The organism is Dyadobacter koreensis (assembly GCF_900108855.1).
GTDB lineage: Bacteria > Bacteroidota > Bacteroidia > Cytophagales > Spirosomataceae > Dyadobacter > Dyadobacter koreensis.
The window spans coordinates 204482-226146 of record NZ_FNXY01000003.1 but is presented as its reverse complement, the minus strand read 5'-3'; the positions used below and the strand labels follow the sequence as shown (position 1 = coordinate 226146).

21 protein-coding genes are annotated in these 21665 nt (G+C 39.8%); 15 read left to right on the top strand and 6 right to left on the bottom strand.

Annotation, left to right across the window (positions count from 1 at the left end; translation table 11 throughout):
- Positions 1-154 precede the first annotated feature (154 nt).
- Positions 155-424, top strand: coding sequence for an Ada metal-binding domain-containing protein (locus BMY70_RS09690; protein ID WP_090334979.1), 270 nt, complete (start codon positions 155-157; stop codon positions 422-424).
- Positions 425-437: 13 nt separating this feature from the next.
- Positions 438-980, top strand: a complete 543-nt coding sequence (locus BMY70_RS09685) for an alpha-ketoglutarate-dependent dioxygenase AlkB family protein (protein ID WP_229209553.1) — start codon at positions 438-440, stop codon at positions 978-980.
- Here BMY70_RS09685 and BMY70_RS09680 read toward each other — a convergent pair.
- The 3 genes from BMY70_RS09680 to BMY70_RS09670 form a co-directional block, all read right to left on the bottom strand.
- Positions 977-1921: a DNA-3-methyladenine glycosylase family protein gene (locus BMY70_RS09680; protein ID WP_090334978.1), complete on the bottom strand. Its 945-nt coding sequence runs from the start codon at positions 1919-1921 to the stop codon at positions 977-979. The two genes, BMY70_RS09685 and BMY70_RS09680, sit on opposite strands and share 4 nt — an antisense overlap.
- Positions 1922-2098: 177 nt before the next feature.
- Entirely contained in the window at positions 2099-3067 is a 969-nt protein-coding gene (locus tag BMY70_RS09675; RefSeq protein WP_310590634.1) for an LLM class flavin-dependent oxidoreductase, read from the bottom strand.
- A gap of 437 nt (positions 3068-3504) precedes the next feature.
- Positions 3505-3699, bottom strand: a complete 195-nt coding sequence (locus tag BMY70_RS09670) for a hypothetical protein (RefSeq protein WP_090334977.1) — start codon at positions 3697-3699, stop codon at positions 3505-3507.
- 415 nt (positions 3700-4114) lie between these two features.
- On the opposite strand from BMY70_RS09670, the gene BMY70_RS09665 reads away from it, so the two are divergent.
- The 13 genes from BMY70_RS09665 (at position 4115) to BMY70_RS09605 (ending at position 17870) form a co-directional block, all read left to right on the top strand.
- Entirely contained in the window at positions 4115-4717 is a 603-nt protein-coding gene (locus BMY70_RS09665) for a TetR/AcrR family transcriptional regulator (RefSeq protein ID WP_090334976.1), read from the top strand.
- A gap of 828 nt (positions 4718-5545) precedes the next feature.
- Positions 5546-6751, top strand: a complete 1206-nt coding sequence (spt, locus tag BMY70_RS09660; protein WP_090334975.1) for a serine palmitoyltransferase — start codon at positions 5546-5548, stop codon at positions 6749-6751.
- Positions 6748-7872 (top strand): GNAT family N-acetyltransferase, encoded by a 1125-nt coding sequence (locus BMY70_RS09655; protein ID WP_090334974.1) that lies wholly within the window; start codon positions 6748-6750, stop codon positions 7870-7872. The genes spt and BMY70_RS09655 overlap by 4 nt, the downstream gene beginning before the upstream one ends.
- Positions 7869-8861: an NAD-dependent epimerase/dehydratase family protein gene (locus BMY70_RS09650; protein ID WP_090334973.1), complete on the top strand. Its 993-nt coding sequence runs from the start codon at positions 7869-7871 to the stop codon at positions 8859-8861. The genes BMY70_RS09655 and BMY70_RS09650 overlap by 4 nt, the downstream gene beginning before the upstream one ends.
- 193 nt (positions 8862-9054) lie before the next feature.
- Positions 9055-9513 carry a phosphatidylglycerophosphatase A family protein gene (locus BMY70_RS09645; RefSeq protein WP_090334972.1) on the top strand — a complete coding sequence of 153 codons (459 nt, stop codon included), beginning with the start codon at positions 9055-9057 and terminating at the stop codon, positions 9511-9513.
- Position 9514: 1 nt separating this feature from the next.
- On the top strand, positions 9515-9886 hold the full coding sequence (locus tag BMY70_RS09640; protein WP_177196993.1) for a GtrA family protein: 372 nt from the start codon (positions 9515-9517) through the stop codon (positions 9884-9886).
- Between the two features lie 77 nt (positions 9887-9963).
- Entirely contained in the window at positions 9964-12519 is a 2556-nt protein-coding gene (locus BMY70_RS09635) for a DUF5686 and carboxypeptidase-like regulatory domain-containing protein (protein ID WP_090335479.1), read from the top strand.
- 15 nt (positions 12520-12534) lie between these two features.
- On the top strand, positions 12535-13266 hold the full coding sequence (locus tag BMY70_RS09630) for a CDP-alcohol phosphatidyltransferase family protein (RefSeq protein WP_090334970.1): 732 nt from the start codon (positions 12535-12537) through the stop codon (positions 13264-13266).
- Positions 13244-13813: a DUF4833 domain-containing protein gene (locus BMY70_RS09625; protein WP_090334969.1), complete on the top strand. Its 570-nt coding sequence runs from the start codon at positions 13244-13246 to the stop codon at positions 13811-13813. Before BMY70_RS09630 ends, BMY70_RS09625 begins: the two co-directional genes overlap by 23 nt.
- A gap of 7 nt (positions 13814-13820) precedes the next feature.
- Positions 13821-14456 (top strand): sterol desaturase family protein, encoded by a 636-nt coding sequence (locus BMY70_RS09620; protein WP_090334968.1) that lies wholly within the window; start codon positions 13821-13823, stop codon positions 14454-14456.
- Positions 14449-15372 (top strand): phosphatase PAP2 family protein, encoded by a 924-nt coding sequence (locus BMY70_RS09615; RefSeq protein ID WP_090334967.1) that lies wholly within the window; start codon positions 14449-14451, stop codon positions 15370-15372. The genes BMY70_RS09620 and BMY70_RS09615 overlap by 8 nt, the downstream gene beginning before the upstream one ends.
- Positions 15373-15506: 134 nt before the next feature.
- Complete coding sequence (locus BMY70_RS09610) at positions 15507-16895, top strand: hypothetical protein (RefSeq protein WP_090334966.1); 1389 nt, start codon at positions 15507-15509, stop codon at positions 16893-16895.
- An 81-nt stretch (positions 16896-16976) separates the two neighbouring features.
- Positions 16977-17870, top strand: a complete 894-nt coding sequence (locus tag BMY70_RS09605; protein WP_090334965.1) for a glycosyltransferase — start codon at positions 16977-16979, stop codon at positions 17868-17870.
- Here the strand turns inward: BMY70_RS09605 and BMY70_RS09600 are convergent, their stop codons facing one another.
- The 3 genes from BMY70_RS09600 to BMY70_RS09590 are packed head-to-tail and all read right to left on the bottom strand — an operon-like array spanning position 17871 to position 21655.
- Positions 17871-18833, bottom strand: coding sequence for a glycosyltransferase family 2 protein (locus tag BMY70_RS09600; protein ID WP_090334964.1), 963 nt, complete (start codon positions 18831-18833; stop codon positions 17871-17873). It lies immediately after the preceding gene.
- 59 nt (positions 18834-18892) lie between these two features.
- On the bottom strand, positions 18893-19828 hold the full coding sequence (locus BMY70_RS09595) for a glycosyltransferase family 2 protein (protein ID WP_090334963.1): 936 nt from the start codon (positions 19826-19828) through the stop codon (positions 18893-18895).
- Positions 19829-21655, bottom strand: coding sequence for an ABC transporter ATP-binding protein (locus BMY70_RS09590; RefSeq protein WP_090334962.1), 1827 nt, complete (start codon positions 21653-21655; stop codon positions 19829-19831).
- Positions 21656-21665 lie beyond the last annotated feature (10 nt).

Genomic DNA, 21665 nt, shown 5'->3' with positions numbered 1-21665 from the left:
TCAAAGAATGTACGTTCCTGATTCAGTTGAATAAACGCCTGGATAGTCTGGGAATTTACCTTCATAGCGGTATAGAGACGAATAGGTTTTTAGCAAGATTCAGGTTTGGCAAGATTTTAGGAAAGCATACTTTTGAAAAAAATAGTTTTAAAGCATGGTCCGTCATAGCGAACTGGGGGAAAACAGGGAAGAAAGAAAGAGGAGCCTGGCGAAACTTATAAAGGAGGGTGAGGTGACTTTGGGCGGATATCGAAAAGCCAAAATTTACGGAACTTTAAGGTGTGGATCAGGAAAGCAGATGAAGCTTGAAAACCGCGTTTTTTTCAAAAACGAACAGGAAGCGCTAAGCGAAGGTTACCGGCCATGCGGAAACTGTCTGCCTGAAAAATATAAACTTTGGAAAGCAGGAAAGAACTGGATTTGAATAAAAAAAGCAAATGAGGCCTGAAAATTTATTATCGCAGGAGGGAGAAGTATATTTTTATCCTGACTTTTTCAGTGAAGGTGAGAGCCGGGAATTATTTGAAATACTGAAAGAGACTATTCAATGGAAGCAAGAGCCGATAAAAATTATGGGGAAGGAAATTATGCAGCCTCGCCTGACTGCTTGGTATGGCGAACAAAAAACATACCGTTATTCGGGAATCACCATGTTGCCACAAATCTGGACGAAGGAATTACTGATGATCAAAGAGCGAATAGAAAGTGAAGCGGGTTGCAATTTCACGAATGTTTTATTGAATTATTATCGAGATGGGAACGATAGTATGGGCTGGCATAAAGACAATGAAAAAGAGCTTGGCCCAAATCCCGTCATCGGCTCGGTGAGTTTTGGAGTTTCCAGAAGTTTTCAGTTCAAGAACAAATCCGATCAAAATCTGAAAGAAAAAGTACTTTTGAGCAGTGGCAGCTTTTGCTCATGGCTGGTTCTACGCAACATCATTGGTATCACCGTGTTCCAAAGGAGCCAAAAATTTTAGAAAGCCGAATCAATCTGACCTTTAGAAGAATTATCTAACTGGTCATTTTTTGCCAGGCTTCTCCACAAATAAAAGACAAGATAACTTTCCCAACCCTCGAAATTTGTAAAAAACTTTTCAACGGGCGCGTAGTCTTTCTTATGCTCGATAATCTGATGGGTGAATAGTGCCTGCATCAGTCCTGTATCTCCATAGGGAATGCTGGTTTGTTCTTTCAAGCATTTCATCAAAGCATAATTAGCCGTCCAGACTCCGATTCCTTTTATGGAGGTCAATGCCTTTTGCCGGGCAGCCACATCTGGTAACAATTTTAATATACCCTTGCTAAGTTTTCCATCGGTAAAAATTTGTGCGAGTCCGATAATATATTCTGCTTTTTTAGAAGAAAACTGCATTGCTTTTAAGTCTTGCAAATCAGCTTTTGCAAGAACTTCGCAGCTTGGAAAAATGTGGTAGGCTTCGTTTTCGAACTCCATCTGTGTTCCATATTTTTCAACAAGTCTGCGTTTCAATTTGTAAGCGAATGTCAGATTTATTTGTTGTCCGATGATACCCCAGCACAACGCTTCGAAAAGGTCAGGTATGCCAACCAGCCGAAGTCCGGCAAACGAGAGTGTCATATATGACAGTCGTTCGTCACTGTTTAGCAGTTTGTAAAAGAAAGAAACGTCGCGATCGAGATCAAGCCATTCGATTATGTAAGCAGAGATTTCTGATTCGTCCTCATTCTGATAGTCACCCGATAAAATTTCAATTTGCAATGAATCATTCTTTTGTGCAATTTCAAGTAACAACGGTTTGTTGTTGATCAGCAAAGCCTTTCTGACAAGATTTGTGGAAACGGAGTGAAGACAATCGTCGAAATTTCGGTTCAAAAACCATAGAGATTCGTTAAAACTAAATGTGTATCCAATCGGTATTGAAATGAAATTTGGCTGCATAAGTTTTGTGCGGAGATGTAAATTTCGAGGCAAAATTAAATTATTCCCGTAACTGGTCCGAACCGGATCTTGCGTTTGTGGTAAGAAATAGTCGTGTTTCAATTGCAAATTTTATCCGGCAAAAACATTTGCCGGACAAAATTTGCAATTAAAGGTATTTGTGGAAAATCTACCGGTTTAAATTATTTTAGGAGATATGCCCAGTTCTTTTCTTACCGCGGGCGCTACTTTTGTTCCATACAATTCAATAGCTCGTAAAACATTCTTATGTGAAATATAGCCAGTTACAAGCTGTGCCAGAAATCGGGTGTTATTAAAAAGCTCGTGTTGGTAAAGAATTTTGTCAATGACTTGCTGCTCGTTGCCAACCATAAGCGGGCCGTCGTTGCGCATGTACTCAAATTGCGGACGGCTAAGCGGAGACCAGCCTCTTTCGCGCCCGACACGATTCATCAGGATTTCATAAGAGGGGTAAAATTCCTCAACCGCGCGCTGTTCATTATCAGCTACATAGAACTGAGAACTGATTGCCAGCTGCAATTTATCAACATCATGACCAGCATTTTTTGCCGTTTCACGGTAAAGATTGACAAAAGGAACAAACTGGTCAGCTCTGCCGCCCAATAGTGCAACAGTCATCGGGAGATTCATTTTGCCCGCACGAATTGCAGAGGCCGGCGTTCCGCCGACAGCAAGCCAGATAGGTAATTTTTCCTGCAAAGGCCTCGGATAAACCCCTTTATTATCTATTGGAGCCCGCAGTTTTCCTTTCCAGGAAACCTTCTCACTTTGATTAATTTTAACAAGCAGATCAAGCTTTTCAGTAAATAATTCGTCATAATCATTTAGGTCATATCCAAAAAGCGGAAATGATTCGATGAAAGAGCCGCGTCCGGCCATAATCTCCGCCCGCCCGTCGGAGAGAAGGTCCACGGTAGCGAAATTTTGAAAAGTCCGGACAGGATCTGCTGAGCTAAGCACAGTTACTGAACTTGATAATTTTATATTTTTAGTTATCGCGGCGGCGGCTCCAAGAATAACCTCAGGGGCAGAAATTACAAAATCCGGACGATGATGTTCGCCAAATGCAAAAACATCAAGACCGACTTCGTCGGCTAGCTTAACTTCTTCAAGCAGTTCTTTCATGCGCTGGTGCGCGTTGATCGCTTTTCCTGAAACACCATCCGGCTTTACTTCTCAAAAGTACTTATTCCTAATTCCATCGTTTTTAATTGTCTTGATTTAACAATTTAATCCTCAGGGTGATTATCGCATACTGAATCAGCGTCGACTTCCCTTGTTGGGGAGACAACGTCAGCCTTCGCGGTTTTGGTTTCTTTCAACCTCGCACTTTCTGAGTTGAAACAGAAACCAGGATGTTTTTGAGATTTCGAAAGGTTTGGGTGAATGTTTTGATTCTATTCGAACCGCTCGCTTCAAAAATTTAAAGAAAATTATTTTATCTGATGAGAAAACCAACGAATTCGACAAAGATGAAATTGAAGATGCGTAGGAGCGGGATGCTCCGGGTATTTTAAGAGGAATGCCGAAGGCCTATAGTGTGTGTAATGTGTCCTTAAAAATTAGCTCAATAGTTCGTTTGCTTTTTTGAGCCTGCCGCCAGGAACAAATTCACCTTCGATCCAGCGAACAAAGTTTTTTGCGTGCGTCAGGTAGATATTTGCTGCTAAAGGTTTCAGTTCAGAGCTTTCAATTTCTGACATGTACTTTTCGAGCAGTCGATTAATCTCGGTAAATGAATTTTCATCAGTTTTCATACGTCTGGGTTAAATAAGATGGTTGGAGATGTTACCTGTACTTTATTAAGAATGTTGCTGGTATTTATTTGGAACCCAAGTTGGCCCTTATTTACTTAATTGCCTAACCGTTAAATAAATGCAATTTGTTAGGTTTTGATTTTTCTCAATAATAGCATACCCATTCATTCGCTCAGAATGGCATTTTGTCACCGTTTATAGGAAATTTGGAAGCTATTTTATGAGATATTTCAGTTATTGTCCGGTAATATTTTAATCGATTGCATTTTCGTGAAAAGAGTTAAATAATGAGAAGAGTTTATAGCATTTTATTTAGAACATTTGAAATTATTATGAATATTATATTGTTCTGTAACAGGCATAAGTTAATTTTGGACCGTAATACGGTTTTAGTCGAAAAAACAGTTAAGACCAGATGTTAAATAAAGATGAAATAATTAAGGCAAAAATTTTGGAAGGCGCTGACCGATTGTTCCAGCGATACGGTTTGAGCAAAACCACGATGGAAGATATTGCCAAAGACGCCGGTAAGGGGAAGAGCACGCTTTATTATTATTTCAAGAGTAAAGAAGAGATTTTTGACGCGATCATAAGCAGGGAAAAAGATGAGTTTTTCCAAATGCTTAAAGGCGAAATTTCAAAGGCTCCGACTGCGCTTGAAAAATTCAAGACCTTTTATGTGAAGCGTTTTGAGATGATGAAGAAGATGGCTAATCTGTACACCGTTCTGGTGTCAGAGACGAGGGACGCAATGTTTTCGGTAGGAGGAGATTGTACTTGGCGAAAAAAATACGATGAGAAGGAGATGATTATTCTTAAAAGTATTCTCGAATACGGAATGATCAGCGGGGAATTTAGGATTTTAAACGAAAGTGAACTTGAAAAATTAGCCTTCGTTATGGCCAGTGCTCAAAGGGGAATCGAGTTTGATCTTTTAATGTATGATAAATTGGAAGAAATGCATGACTATTTAAGTTTGCTTATGCAGCTTGTCATGAATGGAATTAAAAAGTGTTAGGCTTTTCACCGGTCGCTTCGACCCGCATAAATTTACCGTTTATCGTTTTATACTTCGTCGTATCTGGCAAGAATTATAAGGTATAGATTTGCAACAGACTTACGGCCAGAATCATTGTAACATCTTTGTCTTTCAGGCCAGCGTTAATTCTGGTACATTCAAACGAAAGAAATTGAAAAGCGTTGCTGCTTAATCGTTTATTAATGCTTATTTTAGTGAGAACTTGGATTTCTATATCTGGATTTCAACAAGATTTGAATGCCATTCCAACATTAAATAGAAATTAAAATATTCAGATTCTGAATTGTTAATCAGGTTAAGTTAGGTAAATGCATTTTCTTTGCCGGTTAATAATTTCTTATTGATTCGATAATATTGTTTGGTACATGATATGAATTAATTGAAGTATGGAACGTATTAAAATACAATTTATCTATCTTTGCAGGAACAGTATTAAAACAGTTCTAAATAGTGATATTCGGTAACGAAAATGTGAGCTAACAGCGTGACTATGATCTGATTTTGCGCTAATTATTATGTTGACAGGCTTTTATAATGCTAGCTCGAAACAGAAAAAATTGTCTGAAAACAATTCGCTAATATTCCCGGTATTTCAATAAAAACTGTTTTTGTTATAAATTTTTTAAATAAATCAATTCAAGTAAAAACCTTTATTGAAGTAAACATGTTAGGTAATGCAGGCGAAATACTGAGTTAACATTGCCGAAATCTGATAAAAATTACTTTTTAATGATGAACACGATACATAACCCACTTGAACGAGTTGAAAATCAGGAAGTAGGTGCATGTTTCTGACACTAAATATTTATGGGGAATAAACTACATGCCCGGGTTTCTGAATTCAGAGATTCGAAGGTAATTAAGGAGAAGGGGCTGTACCCTTATTTTAGACCAATTGAGTCTGGTCAGGATACTGAGGTCTATATCCATGGTAAAAAGGTGCTGATGTTTGGTTCTAATTCCTATTTGGGACTTACAAATCACCCAAAGGTTATGGAGGCAGCTCGTGAGGCCATCAGTAAATATGGGACAGGATGCGCGGGCTCCCGTTTCCTGAACGGCACGCTTGACATCCATGAAGAATTAGAGGAGAAACTCGCAGTTTACACTGGAAAAGAGGCGTCTGTTCTTTTTAGTACGGGATTCCAGGCAAATTTAGGCGCGCTTTCCTGTATTACAGGAAGAAATGACTACCTGATACTTGATGATGCAAACCATGCATCTATTATTGATGGCAGCCGTTTGTCGTTCTCCAAAGTGGTTAAATATCAGCATAACAATATGGCTGATCTTCGAAACAAGCTCCGCAATCTTCCGGAAGATGCAATTAAGTTGATTGCTACAGACGGAATTTTCAGCATGGAAGGTGATATTGTGAAACTTCCTGAAATGGTAGAAGTTGCAGAAGAAGTTGGTGCAAATATCATGGTTGATGATGCGCACAGTTTGGGTGTTATTGGAAAGAATGGTGCTGGAACTGCTTCACACTTCGGGCTGACTGAAAAAGCGGACCTTATCATGGGAACATTCAGTAAATCTTTTGCGTCTCTTGGCGGATTTATCGCTGCGGATGCCGAAACAATAGAATTTTTAAAGCATCGGGCACGTGCATTGATGTTCAGCGCCAGCATGACGCCTTCGTCGGTTGCGAGCGTTCTGGCATGTTTGGAAATTGTTCAGACGGAACCGGAACATATCGAAAAACTCTGGGCTAATACAGATTATGCGAAAAGGCTTTTGCTTGAAAGCGGATTCGATCTAGGGCGTACAGAAAGTCCGATCCTGCCGATTTATATCCGTGATAATGAAAAGACTTTCCATATCACCAAGCTTTTACAGGAAGATGGTGTATTTGTTAATCCGGTAGTCTCACCAGCTGTTCATACTACAGAATCATTAATTCGTTTCTCACTGATGGCTACGCATACTTTTGACCAAATTGATGAAGCGGTCGAAAAAATGTCGAAAGCGTACAAGCAAATATACTCTTATCCTGTTACCGAAACCGTATGACCAGAGTTTTACCCGTTACCTCTAAAAAGGATTTAGACCGATTCGTGGATTTTCCTCATGATTTATATAAAAATGATGTCAATTACGTGCCGGAAATTTTTATCGGACAAAGAGATTTGCTCACACCTGGTAAACATCCTTTTTACGAACATTCAAAAGCCCAGTTGTTTCTGGCTTTTGATGGCGACAAGATAACGGGACGGATCGCTGCGATAAATAACAGAAATCATAACGAATTTATCGGTGCAAAAGATGGTTTTTTCGGTTTTTTCGATTGTATTGATGACCAGGAAACGGCCAATTTGTTGTTTGATAGTGCAATCAGCTGGTTGAAAAGTGAAGGGCTTAATAAAATTCAAGGTCCTGCAAATCCTTCAACCAATGATGTTTGCGGAATGCTCGTGGATGGCTTTGATATGCCTCCGGTTGCGATGATGCCTTACAATGCTCCGTATTATTTAAAGCTTGTTGAGAATATAGGTCTGAAGAAGAAGACGGATTTGCTGGCTTATAAGGTAATGCATGAGTCTGTAAATGATAAATCACTCAGGATGCTGGAGACGCTCCAGAACCGTTTGCTCGAAAGGCATGGTATCGTGATCAGGAAAGTAAATCTGAAAGATTTTAAGAACGAGGTAGTTAAGATCCGTGAGATCTATAACATTGCCTGGGCGGAAAATCTGGGATTTGTGCCGACAACAGAAGCAGAATTTGAATATCTGGCAAAAGATCTGAAAATGATCCTGAATCCTGATTATTGTCTGCTGGCAGAAAAGGATAACAAAATAGTTGGATTTATTCTCGCCATCCCGGATATCAACCAGATTCTGATTAAGATAAAAAAGGGAAGATTGTTGCCGACGGGTATTTTTAAGCTTCTGTTTTTGAAGAAAAATATTGACATGTTGCGTATTCTCACGCTGGGAGTGGTTGATGGTTATCGGAAAATGGGTATTGAAGCGTGTCTATATGGTGGAATAATCAAGAATTCTAAGGGCACCAAAATTAAGGGAGGGGAATGCTCCTGGATGTTGGAGGACAATTATATGATGAACCGTGCGCTGGATCAGATGAACGGAGAGCTTTATAAACGTTACCGGCTTTTTGAAAAAGAAATATGAGTGAACGAATTCTGATAACAGGTGCGAGTGGTTTTATAGGATATCATCTTATAAAAGCAGCACAAAAGGCCGGCTTGGAAGTCCATGCTGCCGTGCGTGCAACGAGCAAGTTATCACATCTGGATTCTCTTGCTCCTAAATATATATATCCAGATTTCAGATCGAAAGAGTCACTTGTTAAAAGTCTGGAAGAAGGACAATACGCATACATTGTTCATGCTGCCGGAGCAACCAAGGCAAAGGATGAGCGTGAGTACAACACAATCAATGCAGATTATACAAAAAATCTGGCATTGGCTGCGAAAGAGGCCAATATTCCTCTTAAAAAGTTTGTTTTTTTAAGCAGTCTTGCTGCCCTTGGGCCCTCAGCTTATCAGGATCATCATCTATTCAAGGAAGATAGGAGACCGAATCCTGTGACAGCTTATGGGAAAAGCAAACTGTTGGCTGAGCAATATTTGAAAGAAATTGAGTTGCCGAAAGCCGTCTTACGACCTACGGCAGTGTATGGCCCGGGAGAAAAAGACCTGTTTATTGTCTTTAAAATGTTGCAGGATGGGCTGGATGCTTATATCGGAAACAGTCCCCAGCGGTTCAGTTTTGTATACGTACAGGATTTGGTGAATGCCACGATGCTGTCGTTAAAGTCTGAAAATAAGAAGGATCATACATATAATATTTCGGACGGGAATGTATATAACCGTTACGAACTCGCCGATACTTTTAAAGATCTTACAGGAAAGAAGACGGTGCGTTTTCATATTCCGGTAGGTCTGGTAAAAGTAGTGGCAAATATGCTGGAACTGATGTATTTGAATTCTAAGAAAACTCCGGTTCTTAATAAGGAAAAGTTGAATGAACTAACGGCACCCAATTGGGCTTGTAGTATTGAAGCAGCAAAAAAGGATCTGAATTATCGGCCTGTTTATAATTTAAAAACGGGATTGGCGGAATCAATGCCTTGGTATACAGAGAATAAATGGCTTTAAAATCACCTCTTACACGAAAAATATATGATCGATATTGACCAGCACATCAGACCGCCGGGAGTTGTGGGCGGTATTATGCTTTCCTGACTTGGAGCATAATCATAAACAGAAATCAAAAGGTCAGGGACAAAAGATTGGTTCGCTTCTCAAATGAGATGCAGGAACCTTGTAGAGTAGATTTAACCTGAAAATAATGAGTCAGTTGCATAAATTAATTGCAACATCCTTGGGAATAGGATACGTCGGAAAGGGTGGAGGAACAGTTGCTGCTGTTTTCACATGTATTTGCTGGTATTTTTGGCATGAACATTTTATGCCAAACCTGTGGCTGGCGGTAGGGATAACGCTCGTTATTACCGTAATTGGGATTATTTCTTCGGATGCTGTTGAGCCTTTTTGGGGAAAAGATGATAAAAAAGTGGTGATCGACGAGGTCGCGGGAATGTGTATCAGCTTATTATTTTTACCTGCATCAATTGTCTACATCGTAGCAGGGCTCGTCTTGTTTAGGTTTTTCGATATCGTAAAACCCTTATATATCAGAAAAGCAGAAAAATTACCCGGAGGTCTGGGGGTTATGCTTGATGATGTGTTGGCCGGTGTTTGTGCAAACATACTTCTACAAATCGTATTCAGATTCAATCTCTTGTAAAATGTTAACGTTTATCAAGGCGCAAGCTTCTTCTTTGATAGCAACATTTATCGACTTTTCGACTACAATCGTTCTGTTGAACTTTTTTTTGCAAGAACCGTTTATCAGTAGTATAGTCGGTACAACCTGCGGAGGCATAGCCAATTTCATGATAAACCGGTATTGGGTTTTCGAGGCGACAGAAAATAAAATGAGCGGTCAAGCTTTCAAATATTTTCTTGTTTGGGTCGGAAACTTAGGTCTTAACGCCGCAGGAATGTATATGATATTACACGGAACAGAATGGAACTATGTCATCTCAAAGGCAGCGATAGCACTTGTTGTAGGTTTTGGCTATAACTATGTCTTTCAGAAAAAACTGGTTTTCAGATAGCACGTGAAGAATAAAATTAGATGAAAGATTCTCCTGCATTTAAAGCCCGCAGCAGGAGACGGCAAAAAAAAATAGAAATGATAGTACGATTTAAAATAGTTGCTGTATTCTTCCTGATTCTGTTTGGAGCAGACTTTGTCAGTGCACAAACTACAATCATCAGGGGAGTACTTACAGATTCTGCATCTAAGGAGACTTTGCCTTATGCGAACGTTCTCATTCCAGGCACCACTATCGGTACGCTGGCTGATGACGAAGGCCGTTATGCCATCAAACTCGAAGGCACTTACACAAAGATTCAATTTGGCTATATTGGTTATAATACCGCTGTCAGAACCATCGAGCCTGGTAAAGATCAGGTTATCAATGTAAAACTGAGTGTCAATACTTCCATGCTGACCGAGGTAGTCATCAAAGGGAAGGCGCGATATAGAAATCGTAACAACCCTGCGGTTGAGCTGATCCAGAAAGTGATTGACCATAAGAAGGAAAATCAGATGGAGGCTAATGATTATGTGCAGTATGAACAATACGAAAAAATATCACTGGCACTGAGTAACTTATCTGATAAATTCAGGGAGAAAAGAATTTTTAGAAATTACCAGTTCCTATTTACTGAACAAGATTCCAGCACCATTGGAGGCAAGAATATGCTGCCTGCTTATTTAAGAGAACGTCTTTCGCAGATATATTTTCGTAAAAATCCATACAAGAAAAAGCAGAGAGTTCTGGCGGATCAACGTGCAGAATACGATGCACGATTTATTGATAATGATGGTTTAAGCACGTATTTCAACAGGCTTTATGAAGATATCAATATTTACAACAACAATATTTCTGTCGTTACCAATCTGTTATTGAGCCCGATAGCCAATAGTGCTCCTACTTTTTACAAGTTTTTTATTACTGATACAATCAAAACCCAGCAGCCTTGGCTGGTCGAACTGAGCTTCATTCCTCGTAATAAAACCGATCTTCTTTTTCAGGGAAAACTTTATGTTACGCTCGATGGGCATTATGGAGTTCAGCATGCGTATCTGACAGTAAATAAGGATATTAACCTGAATTTTATGCGCGACCTTGAAGCCAAGCTGGAATTTGAGAAAAGTTCGGATGGAAGGTATCACATGAGCAAGAGCACGCTTGGAATGGAATTCGCCTTTGGAGATAAAGGGGGAGGGCTATATGGAGAGCGGACGGTTACATTCAGAGATTATGAGATAAATAGAGCGCAGAAGGACAGCGTTTATCAGGGGCCTGCTGAGGAGATTATGTACAACCCTGATGAAAAGAAGAATCCTGACTTCTGGGTGAACTCGAGACATATCCCGCTGGAACGAAGGGAAGTGGAGATATATAAAAATGTAGATACACTTCAGACAATTAAATCTTTTAAACGTACAATGGATATCGGTACGTTATTGTTTGCTGGCTATAAAACACTTGGGCCGCTTGAAATCGGACCGGTTAATACATTCTATAGTTTTAATCCGGTTGAAGGGTTAAGATTACGTTTCGGAGGAAGAACGACGCCTCAGTTTAGCAAACGGCTTTACTTTGAAACCTACGCTGCGTATGGGTTTAAGGATATGAAATGGAAATATTTTGTCAGCGGTACCTATTCGCTGAACAATAAATCCGTTTATCATTTTCCGCTCCATTATTTCCGGGTAAGTTATCAGCACGATACCAAGATTCCAGGCCAGGAATTGCAGTTCGTTCAGGAGGACAATTTCCTTTTGTCATTTAAAAGAGGAAACAATGATCGCTGGCTTTATAATGATATTTATAAATTCGAATACGTTCGTGAGTTTCCAAGCCGCATTTCCTATAAATTAGGTTTTACACAGTGGGCGCAAAGTCCGGCTGGTGCCTTGGTATACCAACGCTATGATACCACAAGCGATGGATTGATCAATATTCCTAAATTGTCAAATTCTGAGGTGAGTCTTGAACTTCGGTATGCGCCGAAAGAACAATACTATCAGGGAAAATTATATCGTATTCCGATCCCTAATAAATATCCTGTTTTCACTTTCCGGTACGCGGCCGGGATCAAAGGTTTTCTTGACGGGGAAACGAGCTATCATAATTTCACCGGAAACATCGCCAAACGCTTTTTCCTTTCTCAGTTTGGTTACGCGGACGTGACTGCCGAAGGCGGTTATCTGATTGGAAAAAATATTCCTTTTCCGTTACTGACGATCCACCGGGCTAACCAGAGTTATGCGTATCAGCTAAGTTCTTACAACCTGATGAACTTTTTAGAGTTTGTCAGTGACCACTACGCAAGTCTGGGTGTCGAATATTATCTGAACGGATTTCTGTTTAATAAAATACCTTTGTTAAAAAGATTGAAGCTTAGAGAAGTCGTGGCGTTCAAAGGACTTTATGGTGGATTAAGAAATGAAAATAATCCGGCAAATAACCCCGAATTGTACCGCTTTTTAAGAAATGATGACGGAACATCGGCCACCTATTCTCTTAATAAAGAACCCTATATGGAAGGAAGTGTAGGGATCGCGAACATTTTTAAATTATTAAGAGTTGATTTGGTTAAGCGCTTCAACTATCTTGACAACCCTAATGTTTCAGAATGGGGGATTAGGGCAAGAGTAAAGTTGGATTTTTAGTATAAAGGTAAAAAAATGAATAAGGACGAATTAAGGGTGGCCTTGCAACAGGGTATATATAAAGTAATCAATCCGTTTGTAAGGTTTTTAATCAAAGCCGGACTAACTCCCAATATGGTAACAACCATTGGTTTAATCCTGAATATCGGGGTTGCCGTGATTTTTATTTTGGGAGTTGAGGAAGGAAACAGGGGAGATTTTGACTACGTTGGCTGGGCTGGGTTTCTGGTTTTATTCGCCGGAATCTTTGATATGCTCGACGGGCAAGTAGCCAGACTTGGGAATATGAGCTCAACTTTCGGAGCTTTTTATGATTCTGTTCTGGACAGATACAGCGAAATGGTGATGTTTCTGGGAATCTGTTATTATCTGGTTGGTCATCACTATTTTTTTAGTTCGCTGTTTGCTTTTATTGCTCTGATCGGATCTGTGATGGTAAGCTACACGCGCGCCAGGGCAGAAGGCCTCAGGGTTGAATGTAAAGAAGGGTTAATGCAACGTCCTGAACGGGTTGTTTTGGTAGGGATTTCCGCAATTTCCTGCGGCGTGGCATCTAACTATATTGGTGGGGATTATAAATTATTTATTCCCGGAATACCTTTCCATGTATTTGAAACAATGTCAATTTTTACAATTCCCATTACAATCATGGCTGTTCTCACCAATATCACCGCTGTTAATCGATTGTTAAGTGTAAAAAAAATATTGGATAAAAAAGATTCCGATGAGATTTCTATTAATCGTTAGTTTGTTTGCATTTTTTGCAACAACTGACAACGCGTTTGCTGACAAAAAAAATGGGGAGAACGTAGCTGTCATGCCTGTTGATACTTTCCCGGTTCCAAGAGTTGCTAATCTTCTCTTTTACATCCAAAGAGATCCTAACACCAACACGATCTGTTATGAACTTAATGTTAATGACAAGGGGCAGTTGGATGAAGAAAATCCGGTTCACCCTTTCTGGATCCGTTATCCCGAGGGAGGAATGCGCAAAGAATTGAACTATGTTCAGCGCAAATTTGCTTACGGTATAGTAGTGAAAAAATCCGGTAAAGATTATTACCAGTTAAAATCAGTTGCCTACGCTAAAACTCCGTTATATTTAAAAAGAGGTACGAACAACAAATATCAGGTTTTCATGCAGATCAACCAGAAACAGTGCGTGCTGACCAAAATTTTTGTAAGAATCGATGGAGGAACTTTCTGGGTTCCCAACGTTAAATATATAGAAGTTACAGGTACTGATCCCTCAACTGGTAAAACCGTAGTCGAAAGAATTACTAAATTTTCCTGATGTTGTCATGCCCAAGAACTATGTATCCAACTCCAAAGAATCGGTTAGGATGTTCAAAAGCGATCTCCTAGAATCCGTTTCGAAAGTGCACTATTCTGTGCCATTATTCATTTTTGTTCCGGTAATTATTTATTTCTGCTGGAAAGCAATCTGGGAGCAGCAGCTTTCTGCCGTACAATTTGCCGAATTTTACCTTTTAGGTTTGTTTATCTGGACATTGACGGAGTATGTAATGCATCGTTTTGTTTTTCATTGGGAACCCAAGAAGGGAAATAAAATGCTGGAACGAATCCATTTTATTTTTCATGGTGTTCATCATGATTACCCAAGTGATGCGCACAGGCTGGTGATGCCTCCGTCGGTAAGTATACCACTATCGGCCGCCTTCTATTTTCTGTTCTCGCTTTTTCTGGAAACGGGGCCGCTGGCAGCATTTTTTTCAGCATTTATGACGGGTTATTTGTTCTACGACATGACACATTACATGCTGCATCATGCTAATTTTAAAAATAAATTCTGGAAGAAACTGAAAAAACATCATATGTTGCATCACTATGATGACGCCTCCAAAGGATATGGAGTGAGTTCTCCATTGTGGGACAAAGTTTTCAGCTCCGATTTTTTAAATAAAAAAGATGATTAACAATTTAGAAAGCCCGGTAACGAGTATTACGAAAAGCGATTTTTACGGCCCGAAAGCAATTCTGATGATGCTGGGATTATCCGCGGGTTATCTTTTATTATCAAGGTATCTTATCGGCTTCCGTAGTGAGCAGGTTGTTTTATTAGTACTAACCAACGGATTTTACTTCTTTTCCGACGCAACACGTAAATTCATTACCGCATTTTCTATCTTCATTGTGTACTGGATTTTGTTTGATTATATGAAGGCTTTCCCGAATTATAATTATAACACGGTGCACATTAAAAGTTTATATGATCTTGAAAAATCGATTTTTGGTATTAAATCCGGCCTTACGGTGTTGACTCCAAATGAATTCTGGATCAAACATCAGCATCCCTTTTTGGATGTAATGTCCGGCTTGTTTTATCTGACCTGGATTCCTCTGCCATTGTCACTGGCGGGATATCTTTTTTTTAAAAATCGTTCTCAGTTTTTCAGTTTCGCTTTTACTTTTTTATTGGTAAACCTCATTGGTTTTGTGATTTATTATCTGTACCCTGCTGCTCCGCCCTGGTACAGCCAGCAATATGGTTTTGAATTTATCGCAAACACACCGGGAAACACGGCGGGGTTGTCAAGATTTGATTCATTCTTTAATGTCGGGATTTTTAAGTCGATATACGAAAAAAGCTCAAACGTGTTCGCTGCAATGCCGTCTTTGCACTCATCGTATCCGCTGATCGCATTATACTATGCAATAAAAAGCAAAATCAGTTTAGGGCTGACGATCATTATTGGAATAACACTGCCCGGGATCTGGTTTGCAGCGGTTTACACAAGTCACCACTATGTTTTGGATGTTTTGGCAGGAGTTGCCTGTGCGATCGCTGGAATTATTCTGGTAAATTTGTTTATAGCAAAACGGTTTCGTTAGAATAAATATAGATTTTAACCGACGAAAGTTGAAGATAACCCGGGTTGTGCGTTATCTTCAACTTTTTGTTTTAAGCCAACTGTCAGCAATTTCATCATCAAGGTGAATTGTCATGAAAAGTATGATTTTCTAAAATGTATAATAAAGACTTTCAGCTTAAATGGCGCCAGCAAATCGAAGAACATAAAGAAATCCTGAACGCTTTATTTTATGTTATCTTTGCCGCTGTAATCATTATACCGCGGTGGTGGTATCTTCAAAAATATGGTTTGTCATTTCCGTTCTGGGATCAGTGGGACGCCGAGGGGGAAGATGTGGTCAGGCCGCTGGTAGAGGGACGTTTCAAAATTTCAAATCTCTGGCTCGCGCACAATGAGCACCGCGTTTTTCCAACAAGGATAGTGACATTGCTCTGCTTCAAACTTACAGGTGTTTGGAGCAATCTGAACGAAGCGAGAGTAAATGTATTTATTGCAGCATTAACTCCCGTATTTCTGGTTTGGCTGATGCGCTTTAAAAACGAATTGTATGGACTCAGATGGCTTGTCCTGCCAATCATTATTTCGCAATTTGTCCTTCCGTTTGGCTGGGAGAATATCCTGGTCGGTTTCCAAAGCCAGTTTTTCTTTTTGATGTTTTTTGCGTTGTCAGGTTTTACGCTTGCAACATTCAAACCGGAAAATGTCTGGGCTTTTACGGGCGTTATATCCCTAAGTATATTGAGTATTCTAACCATGGCATCTGGCGTGCTTTTGCCATTGATCGCGTGTGGGATTTATATTTTTCACAGCATCGTCGATCGCCGGAATTATCTGCTGACCCTTGTTTTTGTTTTGCTCTTATTAGTAGTAGCCGTTACGGGATATCAGATGGTTTCCCATGTTGACGGTCATGAAAGGCTTCATGCGACCGATTTTAATCAGTTTTTTGACGGATTTACAAGGATGCTAAGCTGGCCTTCAAGGCTCAACCGATGGTTGGCTGTACCTCTCTGGCTGCCGGTTTTTATAGGCATTCCGATTTTGTTGATAAGGAAAAGTTTTACTGGATTTGACTTGTTGATGACAGCCTGCTTTGCCTGGACCATGGCTCAGGTTTTGGCTATTTCCTATGGACGAGGCCATGAACTTGCTCAGGTAACTTCCCGGTATAGGGATCTTCTTACGCTTGGACTTATCAGTGTGAGTTGGTTTTCGGTTCGTTTACTGGATGAATTTCAACGAAATGCCCGGGTTTGGGTGCTAATGTTCGCTGTTGGCCTTTCTTTTTACATCACACTGTACAAGGCTCACAAACTACGTTTTGCTGATGATGTTATCGATATGAAAAATCAGTATGCTTTGATGTCACTAGAAGTGAGTAACGTCGCCGCTTATTACAAAACGCATGATAAATCGGCGCTTGATAAGCCTCGTTTTGAGATACCATATCCTGATAAAGAGCGGCTTCAACAGATGCTGGACCTGAAAACGTATCAATCCGTACTGCCGAAAATCGATAAGGGTATTAAAAACAACAAATAATTTATTCAGCATCTCGAACCTCGTCCTTATCACACAGGATAAGCTGACAATAATTTTACTTTTTCAAACCGTCTAAAATAAATGATATCCATAGTAATCTGTTCGGCTAACGCAAATGATTTAAGGTTGGTTTCTCGCAACATCGAGCAAACCATTGGCGTCCCGTTTGAAATTATTTCATTTGATAATAGCGATGGGAAGAAAGGTATTTGTGAGCTTTATAACATAGGCAGAAACAATGCAAAGTATGATATTATATGTTTCATGCATGAAGATATCCGGATTGATACGTCGGACTGGGGGAAACTTGTACTGGATAAATTTGCCGGCAAGGCTGAAATCGGTGTCGTTGGCGTCGCCGGTGGTGGATATAAATCTCTTACGCCGTCTGGTTGGTATTGTCTTGAATATAAATCGGTCGATCGTTACTTCCAGAATCTTTTACAGGGTTTCAAGCTTGATGATAAAGATGAAATACTCGCTTATCACAATCCTTATGACCAGAAAATTTCAGAGGTTATCTGCGTAGATGGCTTGTGGTTTTGTGCGAGAAAAGAAATTTTAGACGAAAAGCCGTTCGATGAAGATTTGTTGAAAGGTTTCCATGGCTACGATATCGATTTTTGTCTCAATATTTATGGTAAACATAAAATCGTTGTTGTGTATGATGTTCTGATGAAACATGCTTCGGAAGGGAATTTTAACAGCAGCTGGTTGAACGAAATTTTAAAGGTCCACAGAAAATGGACAAAGAGCCTGCCCTTGACTATTTCTGACATTTCCGATATGGAACTATATGATACAGAAAAGGCCGCTCTGAAAAATCTGGTAGAGCAAATGATCGAATGGAAATATTCATTTTACCAGATTCACCGGATGCTTTTGACTGTCGGTAAATCTGGTAAAATGCCTTTAAGATTGTTTTTCAAGGGTTACGTTCATCTGGTGGAGCAGAAATTAGGGATTAGGAAATAATTACCCGAAGATCCTGGTCCAAAGAAGTTTGGCTCTCATACCCCAGATATGGCGGTTAATAAATCCCTTTTTATTTGACTTTCTGTATCTTGGAATGTAATACAATGAATCATAATCTTCACGCAGCAAATTCGAGTATTCGAACGAAAAGAAAGTGTCAAGGCGTTCTTCGAACAACGTAACAAGTTTGTTTACAAACTCGGGATACTTGTTGTATTTGTAACCGTTGCAATGTTTCAGCCATTTGAGCTCTTTTCTCATTTTGACGATATCCCGGTTCTCGTGGTATTTCTTGTTAACTTTTTTACGTTTGTTCAAAATATCCGTAGAGCTCGAACTATGCTGTCGATATTGAACAAGACATTGATTTATTACGGCAATACTCCCGACATTTGCTGCCACGTAAGCGAGCCATTGGTCATGGAAAAAGTCTTTGTGAAAAGGTAACGCCCAGGAAAGAAGCTCTTTTTTGATCATGCAGCTGTGCCCCGAAATACAGTTGAAAAGCAGGAAAATTTTTGGGTTATCGCCGCTATACAAGTTAACGATATCCGACATTTTCTTATCCGCATCGGATCCGTCTTCATTGATCAGCGCAGAATCGTGATAGATCAAAAGGCTGTCACCAATTCCCTCGACCTGCAGCCTTATTTTATCCAGATCCCAGATATCATCCTGATCCGAAAGTGCAATTAAGTCGCCTTGGCATAAATTAACCGCCTTCTCAAAATTCTTTACGTAGCCAAGATTCTGCTCGTTCTCAAAAATTTTGATAAAAGGGAATCTTTGCTGGTATTCGCGCACGATGGCCATTGAGGAATCGCTGCTGCGGTCATCAACAGCAATAATTTCAATGTTCCGGTACGTTTGATTAACAAGTGAATCGAGTTGCTCACGGAGAAATTTCTCTCCATTATAAACACATAACGCAATGGAAACCAGGGGTGTATTTTGTTGATTCATCTTGGATACTTACTTATTTTATACCGCTTTCAGGCGGCAGGGAATTTCCTGTACAAAAACTAAAACAAACGTTTTATACCTATTCCCCATATTTTTCTTACTGTATAAAAGAACCGGCTGGCTTTATTTTTTTTCATCAGATACAAAAGCTGCTCCTGATGTTTCCAAATTTCGAACCCATAATCCGGAGAGGCCAAGGAAGAGTTTCTTTTCAGACTTAACTGATAAAGCGTCGAAATAAGCTCGAAGTTTTCTTCCGAACTATGGTCCATACAAACTTTTAACCAGTCGCTTTCCTGTTTGAGTTTCTCTATTTTTCTTTCGGTACTGTTCTTTCTCGGTGTTCTTATTGCCAGAAGATCCGTACTGTTGTGCTGGTGCTGACGATATTTGACCAAGGGCTTTTCAAGAAAATCAATCGATCCCATATTTGTTGCTATGTAGGCAAGCCATTGATCATAATGAAAACCGGAAGGAAACGGCAAAACGTGTTTCACCAGAGACTTTTTCATCAGAATACTATGCCCTGAAACGCAGTTCATAAAAAGAAATGGCGCGGGATGATTTCCTCTGTAAAAGTTAAATTTATCCGATATTTTCAGGTTCATCGACTTTCCGGCTGAATCAATAAATTCTGAGTCGTGATAAATTAACTGGTTGGTTCGTATCGCTTCGGCCTGCAATTTTAGCTTATCCTTGTCCCAGATATCATCCTGGTCACAAGGCGCAATTAACTCCCCCGAGCAGATGCTCAGAGCCTTCTCAAAGTTTTTATTATAGCCTAGATTTTGCTCGTTTTGAAAAAGATGAATGAAAGGATATCGCTCTCGGTAAGCTTTGATAATATCAGTTGTCTTATCAGAAGAGCAGTCGTCTACGACAATAATTTCAATATTTTTATACGTTTGTGCAAGCAAAGAATTCATGAGTTCTTCAAGAAATTCTTCGCCGTTATACGTACATAAAGCAATAGAAATTAATGGCAGACTATCCATTTACGCTTCCGTGAACTGCTGCATATCGATCAGCTTTTTATACAAACCGTGGCTGGCCATAAGCTGAGCATGCGTGCCTGTTTCAATAATTTGTCCATCTTCCAAAACCACGATCATATCCGCATTCTGAATCGTGCTCAACCGGTGCGCGATAACCAATGAAGTTCTGTTCTTCATCAGATTGTTTAACGCATCCTGCACGAGTTTTTCTGATTCTGTGTCCAAAGCAGAGGTTGCTTCGTCCAAAAGCATGATCGGCGGATTTTTCAAAACAGCTCTGGCGATACAGATCCGCTGTTTCTGGCCGCCGGAAAGTTTCATTCCACGATCACCAATATTACTTTCGTATCCGTTGTCTGTGTTCAGAATAAAATCATGTGCGTTAGCGACTCTGGCAGCATTTTCAACTTCCTGCTGCGTTGCATTCGGCATACCAAAAGCGATATTATTAAAAATGGTATCGTTGAACAACATCGATTCCTGATTGACGACGCCGATCATGGACCACAAAGATTCCATTTTCAATTTTTTAACATCTATGTTGTCAATCGTCACACGACCGCTTTCTGCATCGATAAATCTTGGAATTAAATCCATAAGCGTTGATTTTCCACCGCCTGACGGCCCAACCAAAGCAATCGTTTTGCCTTTTGGAATTGTAAGATTAATGGATTTTAATACCTGACGCTCTGAATAAGAGAAAGATAGGTTTTCAAGCTGAATGGAATCATTGAAAGAAGTTATCGCAACAGCATCTGGAGCGTCAGAGATTTCTGGCTTTTCATCGATCAATGCTAAAACACGTTCTCCCGCCGCGATACCTGTGTGAATACTACTAAATGATTCCGTAAGCGCCTTTGCCGGACGCATCACTTGAGAAAAAAGCGCGATGTATGATACGAATGCGGGTCCTGTCAGGTCCGATTGATTGTTCAGGATTAAAGAGCCCCCATAAAGGACAATAGTAGCTACCATTGCAACACCCAAAGTTTCCGAAACCGGGCCGCCCAGTTGCTGTCGTCGAGCCATTTTTCTCCCCAGGTCAGAATAACGCACATTCTCTGAATCAAATTTATTTTTAATCGCTTCTGTTGCGTTAAAGGATTTTATAATTTTAATTCCTGAGAGAGCTTCGTCCAAATAGCTGATCATCAGTCCAAACATATGTTGCGCCATAGCCGCTTGCTCCTTTAAGCGCTTTACAATTTTAGAAATAATAAAAGCCGAAATCGGAATTACCAGTATAGCAAAAATTGTTAGCTTGAAAGAAATTGAAAAAAGCATAAATATATAGGCAAGAAGCTGCAAAGGCTCCTTAAAAACAACCTGCAAGGTTCCTGTAACTGAAAATTGAACAGCGCCCACGTCTGAGGCGATTTTTGCAATGATATCACCTTTCCGTTGATTACTAAAATAGCCGACATGCAGGTTCATGACATTATTAAATACTGTCTTTCTCAGGTTCAGTAAGGTATAGATTCGCAGGTTCTCCATTATTCTTTGGGAAAAATATTTGAAGACATTTCCCAAAACAACGGCAAGTACAATTACTCCGCAAACATATTTTAAAGCACCAAAAGGACCATAACTAATACTGATCTGCTGGGCGAAATAATTAAGATAGCCAGTGATGTCAACCCAGCTTTTAGGCTCCTTAAGTAATGTTGCGTTACTGGATCCACTTATGAACAATGTATTTAACAGCGGGGAAAGAAGTGCTAACTGTAATGTACTGAAAATTACACCTAGAACGGTACAAAATACATAGGGAATGGCGAATCTTTTAATCGGCCTGGCAAAAGATAATAATCGAAAGTATGTTTTCATTTTTTATATA